The sequence below is a fragment of the Pseudoalteromonas sp. SG43-5 genome, from assembly GCF_014164345.1.
In the GTDB taxonomy this organism is placed as follows: Bacteria; Pseudomonadota; Gammaproteobacteria; order Enterobacterales; family Alteromonadaceae; genus Pseudoalteromonas; species Pseudoalteromonas distincta.
Window position 1 is genome coordinate 62,624 of record NZ_JACJFA010000019.1, and the last position, 6,978, is coordinate 69,601.

General features: G+C 39.0%; 6 protein-coding genes. 3 read left to right on the forward strand and 3 right to left on the reverse strand.

Translation table 11 applies throughout. The features are described 5' to 3' along the window. Window positions 1–85 precede the first annotated feature (85 nt). Both H5161_RS16825 and H5161_RS16830 read left to right on the forward strand, forming a co-directional pair. Complete coding sequence (locus H5161_RS16825; RefSeq protein WP_182769727.1) at window positions 86–2,266, forward strand: TonB-dependent siderophore receptor; 2,181 nt, start codon at window positions 86–88, stop codon at window positions 2,264–2,266. A gap of 89 nt (window positions 2,267–2,355) precedes the next feature. Beyond that, window positions 2,356–3,036, forward strand: coding sequence for a Fe2+-dependent dioxygenase (locus H5161_RS16830; protein WP_002960803.1), 681 nt, complete (start codon window positions 2,356–2,358; stop codon window positions 3,034–3,036). Window positions 3,037–3,197: 161 nt separating this feature from the next. Here H5161_RS16830 and H5161_RS20265 read toward each other — a convergent pair whose 3' ends face one another. From H5161_RS20265 to galE, 3 genes are all read right to left on the reverse strand, one after another. Then, window positions 3,198–3,665: a transposase gene (locus tag H5161_RS20265; RefSeq protein ID WP_310737018.1), complete on the reverse strand. Its 468-nt coding sequence runs from the start codon at window positions 3,663–3,665 to the stop codon at window positions 3,198–3,200. A gap of 144 nt (window positions 3,666–3,809) precedes the next feature. Then, entirely contained in the window at window positions 3,810–4,181 is a 372-nt protein-coding gene (locus H5161_RS20270) for a transposase (RefSeq protein ID WP_310737019.1), read from the reverse strand. A gap of 867 nt (window positions 4,182–5,048) precedes the next feature. Next, window positions 5,049–6,065, reverse strand: a complete 1,017-nt coding sequence (gene galE / locus H5161_RS16840; RefSeq protein WP_182769728.1) for a UDP-glucose 4-epimerase GalE — start codon at window positions 6,063–6,065, stop codon at window positions 5,049–5,051. Window positions 6,066–6,341: 276 nt separating this feature from the next. Between galE and H5161_RS16845 the strand changes: the two genes are divergently transcribed. Then, entirely contained in the window at window positions 6,342–6,833 is a 492-nt protein-coding gene (locus H5161_RS16845; protein ID WP_138488524.1) for a DUF3016 domain-containing protein, read from the forward strand. The last annotated feature ends 145 nt before the right edge of the window (window positions 6,834–6,978 follow it).

The window sequence follows — 6,978 nt, forward strand, 5'->3', positions numbered from 1 at the left end:
GTTTGAGTGGTAGGATTTCGCCGAAATTAAATATGTACCTTAAATTAACAATAGTTAAGTGCTTAATAAAAACTACGGAGTAACCATGAGTAAGCCATCGAATAAAGGAAATGCGTACGTGAAGCCAATTGCAGCGGTTGTTACAGCTACGCTTTCAACTTGGGCAAGTGCACAGGATGTTCAAGAACTATCGGTAACCAAAGCAGAAACTAAAACTGAGTCTAGTTATGTTGTAGAAAAATCAACGTCGCATAAATACACTCAACCGCTACTCGATACAGCTAAAACGGTAACAGTAATCAACCAAGCGGTAATGAAAGACAGAAACGTAGATAGCCTACGTGATGCTTTGCGTAATGTTTCAGGTATTTCTTTAGCAGCAGGTGAGGGTGGCTCACCTACTGGCGATAGCATGTCGATTCGTGGTTTTAGTGCAACAAATGATATTTTTGTTGATGGTATTCGCGATGTTGCAGGTTACACACGTGATATTTACAACATTGAAGCCGTTGAAGTTGCAAAAGGCCCAGGCTCTGCAGTTTCTGGTCGTGGCGCAACAGGTGGTAGTGTTAATTTAGAAAGTAAAAAGGCGAAGTTAGACAACTTTAACGACGTTTCGCTACGTTTAGGTACAGAAAACGATTACCGTGGTCGTTTTGATACTAACATTCAAGTAAACGACACAAGCGCACTACGTATTAATCTTCTTACTGATAAAGGTGATGTTGCAGGTCGCGATCATGTTGAAAACGAAACAAATGCTGTTGCGCTTGCATTTGCAACAGGGCTTGGTACAAACAGCCGTTTTGATTTAAACCTAGAGTATCAACGCCAAGACAATTTACCAGATTATGGTATTCCTTGGGTTTACAGTGATACGCCAGTAGCTGAACTTGCAGATAGTGCACGCTCACCTTCTCCTGTCGACTTTGATAACTTTTACGGTAATATTTACCGTGATTACGAAGATATTGAAGCCTACTCAACAACAGCTCGTTATGAGTATGATTTTTCTCAAAATACTACGTTACGTGTGCAAGGTCGTTTAGGTAAAGTTAAGCGTGAATCAGTAACAACTGCACCGCGTTATTTCTCGGTTACAACAGACACTGACATTACCTTTGCAGATGAAAAAACACGTGATACTGAAAATTCACTTGCTGCACTTCAAGTTGATTTAATTGGTAACTATGAATTTTCTGGCTTTACTCACGACGTAGTAGTGGGTGTTGAACTTGCAAATGAAACGTTTACACGCCATAACTTTGTTGCAACTACGCCTGATAACCTGATTGAAGATGGAATACGCAATGACTTATACAACCCTGATGCAACAATTGCATTTACGGGTGTGTACGGCCGTGACGGTACAAGCATTGAAGCTAAAGCTAAAAACCAAGCTATTTATGCATTTGATACAGTGACGCTTAACAAGCAATGGGAAGTTACAGGTGGAATTCGCTTTGATAGCTTCACTACGGATTATCACAACGATTACAATGATCCAAGCGCTTTAATTTCTACAAGTGACGATTTATTTAGCTGGAATGCAGCTGTAGTTTATAAACCTACAGAAAATGGCAGTGTGTATTTAGGCGCAGGTAATTCATTTAATCCATCGGCGGAAAGCCTAACGGTATCTACGAGTTCAAATGCAGCTGATTTAGACGCAGAAGAAAGCCGTAGTTATGAATTAGGAACTAAATGGAGCCTAATGGATGGCCGCCTGCAAACTAATGCTGCACTTTTCCGTACTGAAAAAACCAATGCCCGTACTGATGACCCATTTGCAGATAGCTCAAGTGACGAAATACTTGGTGGTGAACAGCGCGTTCAAGGTTTAGAGCTTTCAGCAACGGGCCTAATTACTAAAGAGTGGACTGTAATTGCTTCATACACTTACCAAGATAGCGAAGTAACAGAAGCATTAGGCGACGACGCAACTCAAGTTGGTAACGAGCTTGCGCGTACGCCTAAAAATAGCGCAAGTGTTTGGACTACGTACGATATGTCGGATAAGTTATCGTTTGGTTTAGGTGCGCAGTATGTAGGTGAGCGTTACAACGGCACTACGTCAACACGCTCTCGTGCGCCAGGTTATACTATTTTTGACCTGATGGTTGCGTATGACATATCAAAAGATTTGAGCCTGCAGCTTAATGGTGAAAACCTAGGTGATAAAGATTACGTTGATCAGTTAGGTGGTGGACACTTTGTACCAGGTGATGGTCGTAAGTTTAGTTTAACAGCGAGCTACTCTTTTTAATTTTAAAACAAATTAAAAAATAAAAGTAAGCATAAGGGCAGGCCTATTACCTGCCCTTAATTATTTGATGAAAATGTGAGAGGGCGCACATGATAGTTAAAATTCCAGAGCTATTAACGAAAGAAGAAGTGGCGTATTGCCATGAGGTTTTGCTTAAAGCACAGTGGGCCGATGGCAGTATTACCGCAGGCCATCAATCAACCAAAGCAAAAAATAACTTACAGCTACCTGAAAATAGTCCTGAATGCCAAGAGCTTGGCGATATTATTATGGCAGCACTTGCGCGTAGTAATTTGTTTATGTCGGCAGCGCTTCCTGCAAAAATTTTTCCTCCGTTATTTAATTGCTATCAAGGCGGGCAATCGTTTGGTGTGCATGTAGATAATGCAATTAGACAAGTGCCGGGTACGCCAGTAAAAATTCGTACAGATGTATCAATGACGTTATTTATTAATGACCCTGAAGACTATGAGGGCGGTGAACTTGTTATTGAAGACACTTATGGCTCACACAGTGTAAAGCTGCCCGCAGGCAGTATGGTGTTATACCCTTCAACGAGTTTACATCGTGTAATGCCTGTAACGAGTGGGCGCAGATTAGCCTCATTTTTTTGGCTGCAAAGCATGGTAAACAGCGACGAAAAACGTGGTTTGTTATTTGATTTAGATATGTCGATTCAAAGTTTGCGCAGCAAAGTAGAAGATAGCCCAGAGATTATTCAATTAACAGGTGTGTACCATAACTTACTAAGACAGTGGGCACAGACATAACGAAGATACTCGTTATTAAATACTGGATATAAGTATTTAAATATAAGTAATTAAAAGCTGCGCTTTTCGCGTGAGCAAGCTCTACGCCTACAGCCAAAACTTAACGCTGTGGTTAAATTACTTGTAGATACCATCTCTCATTTTAAGCTTCAAGGTCTTAATTAACTTTCTTGGAGCTTAAACGCTTCTTGGTTTTTTATTACACCAAAACATATATGAATTAGCTTTCGCATATTTGCACACACAGCTTGCATCGGTGTTCTACCATTATTTATTAACGTTAACTTGTGTCGTTTTATTGTTTTATTCCATTGCCCTGCAACAATGGCTGCCATATAAAGTTTGCATCGAATTCTGGCTGGCCCAAGTTTACTGATTGATGTTCGTCCTTTTAATTTGCCCGATTCATTGTGCCGTGGGATTAATCCACAATAAGCGGCCGCTTCTTTGGCTTTATTAAATTTTTTAGCCGCAAACAAATACGTCAGCTCTCTCGATAATACGAGCCCAATGCCAGGGATAGACTCAAGTAGTTTCCTGTTTCTTTTTAAATCAGGTTCATTATCTATGTGGTTATCAATGTCAGATTTAAGCTGTTTAATTTCATCATCTAAAAACGCGATAGTCACTTTTATCGATTGGCAAACACGCGCGGAAACGTTGCTAAATTCACTTGCTTCTAATCGGTTAGCTTCTCGTTGTCGGTTACTCTCAAGCGCATCTAAACGACGAATAAGGGCTTTAAGCTCTCTAATTGCTAATGCTTCAGGTTGTCAATAATTAACGACTGCGTGCTTAGCACAGCCATAATGAGCAAGCATCGTTGCATCAGATTTGTCTGTTTTGTGAATTATGTTTAAAGCGTCTGCATACTTTTTAGCTTTACTGGGATTCGCTAAAATAATATTAAAGCCTTGCTCGTGTAAAAAATACATCAGCGCTTCATGATAAACACCCGTTGGTTCGAGGGTGATAACGAGCTCACTAGCAGCGCTTTTAGTTGTATTTAAAAGCCATTTTTCTATTGTTACAAAGTCTTGGCGCTTGTTTTTAAAGACTTTTGTTTTAATTTTATTTGTAAGTTGGTCTCTCAACCACGATAAATCAATCTTCTCTTTACTAATATCAATGCCGATAAACATCATCTCTACTTACTCCCCTTATACATACAGCATCTACTTAAATAAAAGTGTGCTTGGATACCATTCAGTTTCTGAGAATAGAAAATCAGGGCCTTATCTACGGAGCAGTATTAAATACTAGACGCACAGGCAAGCTCACTGACTTCGATGTGATAAATGATAGCTAATCATTTATCAATGAGAGATACAAGACGCACAGCTTGCTGGCGTGACGAGCAAAGCTCGTAATTTCTATGCTTTGGTGTCTTCTCATTTACTCCTCTTTTGCTTCTCTTTGTGCAATAAGGTTTTAAGTGATTTATTCACAAAGAGGTTAAGAGGGCGCTGCGCTTTAGAGAAGTAAAAATAGATAATTACTATGTTTTATGTCTTCTCATTTGCTCTTCTTTTACTTCTCTTTGTGCAATAAGATTTTAAGTGATTTATTCACAAAGAGGCTAAGAGGGCGCTGCGCTTTAGAGAAGTAAAAATACATAATTACTATTGTTTTATGTCTTCTCATTTGCTCTTCTTTGTGCAATAAAGTTTTTAAGTGATTTATTCACAAAGAGGCTAAGAGGTCGCTGCGCTTTAGAGAAGTAAAAATACATAATTACTATGTTTTATGTCTTCTCATTTACTCCTCTTTTGCTTCTCTTTGTGCAATAAGGTTTTAAGTGATTTATTCACAAAGAGGCTAAGAGGTCACTGCGCTTTAGAGAAGTAAAATACATAATTACTATGTTTTTATGTCTTCTCATTTACTCCTCTTTTACTTCTCTTTGTGCAATAAGATTTTAAGTGATTTATTCACAAAGAGGCTAAGAGGACGCTGCGCTTTAGAGAAGCAAAACTACATAATTACTATGTTTTCTCACTTGCCGTTTTTGCTTAACCCTTATAACCGTTAGGGTTATTTGACTGCCAGCGCCAGGTATCTTGCATCATTTCATCAATACCGCGCACTGCTTCCCAGCCAAGTTCATTAAGTGCTTTTTCTGGCGCTGCATAACACGCTGCAATATCACCCGGACGACGAGGTGAAACCTGGTATGGCACAGCCTGATCGCTTGCTTTAATAAACGCATTAACCATTTGTAGTACAGAGTAACCATTACCAGTACCTAGGTTATAAACTAATGCACCTGTGTTGCTGGCAATTTTATCAAGCGCTTTTAAATGGCCTATAGCTAAATCTACAACATGTATATAGTCGCGCACACCGGTGCCATCAACTGTGTCGTAGTCATCACCAAATACAGCGAGTTGCTTTAATTTACCTACCGCAACTTGTGCGATAAAAGGTAAAAGGTTGTTTGGAATACCATTAGGATCTTCACCAATTAAGCCCGACTCATGTGCACCCACTGGGTTAAAGTAACGCAAAATAGCAAACGCAAAGCGCTCATCGGATTTAGCGATATCTTGTAGCATCATTTCAACCATTAACTTAGATGTGCCGTAAGGGTTGGTAGTACCGCCTACAGGAAAGTCTTCTTTGATTGGTAAGCTTGCTGGGTCGCCGTAAACCGTGGCTGACGAGCTAAATACTAATTTAAATACACCTGCGTCGCGCATCGCATCAACAAGTGTAAGCGTACCTTGAACGTTGTTTTGATAGTACTCAACTGGCTTTGCAACCGACTCGCCTACTGATTTTAAACCCGCAAAATGTATAACACTATCAACCGTGTGTTTTGCAAATACAGAATCTAAAAAGGGTTTATCGAGAATATCGCCTTGGTAAAAAGTGGCTTCTTTACCTGTTATATTTTTTACGCGCGCAAGTGATTCTTGTGATGAGTTACTTAAATTATCAATAACAACAACATCGTTACCTTGCTGTAAAAGTTCTAAAACAGTGTGCGAGCCAATATAGCCTGCGCCACCGGTTACTAAAATAGTCATGAAAGCTCCGTGAGTACCTTTTATCAATTAAGTTAATTTCACCATAAATAGAGGTGATTTACATGTTTTATCTGTAATTTATATGATTTTAATCGTATTTTTTTGATATCAGCACATTAAATACTTTTGATTACATTTTGTGCAAAACAAGTAACACTTGATTCGTAAGATTAAGTTATAGTTAATAAACAAGTGCTAAAATAGCTTTAGTAATAGCTAATGCTAGGTTTACTCCAATCCACACTTTTGTGATTGGTTACCTCTTTGGAGAAAGATATGAATTTAGTTAAAAAAATAGCAACAACAATGTGTATCGCATTACCTGCGCTTGCCCATGCTGGTGAGTCTGTTGTTAAATGGAATGACTTTAATGATTATCGTGATGTGCGAGCGTCTAACCAAGCTAAGGGCTCGTATCACAAAAGTATTGCGGCAAGTTTTGAAAAACATATGTCTAAATTAGCTGAGCAACTACCAAAAGATTATAAGTTAAACGTAGAGTTTACTGATTTAGATTTAGCGGGAGATGTGCGTTATGGTGGTATGGAGGAAATTCGTGTAGTAAAACCAATATACTTTCCACGCATTAAGCTTAATTATTCGTTAACCGATAACGACGGTACAGTGCTTAGTAAAGATACTGATGTGGAGCTCAAAGATATGGGCTTTATGGATAAAATTAAAATGGGCCGCGAAGAATCATTATATTACGAAAAACGCTTATTAACAGAGTGGTTTGGTGAGCAAATATTACCAAGTTTAGATTAACTTAAAATAAAAATGCCGCTAAATAGCTGTCTCTTGATCACAAGTCTGACTCAAGAGATTTTGCTAAATCGTAGCCTTCCAGGATGGCTTGTAACTTAAGCCATCCTTGCCATAACACTTTCACAGATGCACGCCCTGTGCGCTT

What these genes read in the sequence shown, in the direction of transcription:
- H5161_RS16825 (WP_182769727.1), top strand. Translation starts at nt 86, where the DNA reads ATGAGTAAGCCATCGAATAAAGGAAATGCGTACGTGAAGCCAATTGCA.
- H5161_RS16830 (WP_002960803.1), top strand. Translation starts at nt 2,356, where the DNA reads ATGATAGTTAAAATTCCAGAGCTATTAACGAAAGAAGAAGTGGCGTAT.
- H5161_RS20270 (WP_310737019.1), bottom strand. Translation starts at nt 4,181, where the DNA reads ATGATGTTTATCGGCATTGATATTAGTAAAGAGAAGATTGATTTATCG.
- galE (WP_182769728.1), bottom strand. Translation starts at nt 6,065, where the DNA reads ATGACTATTTTAGTAACCGGTGGCGCAGGCTATATTGGCTCGCACACT.
- H5161_RS16845 (WP_138488524.1), top strand. Translation starts at nt 6,342, where the DNA reads ATGAATTTAGTTAAAAAAATAGCAACAACAATGTGTATCGCATTACCT.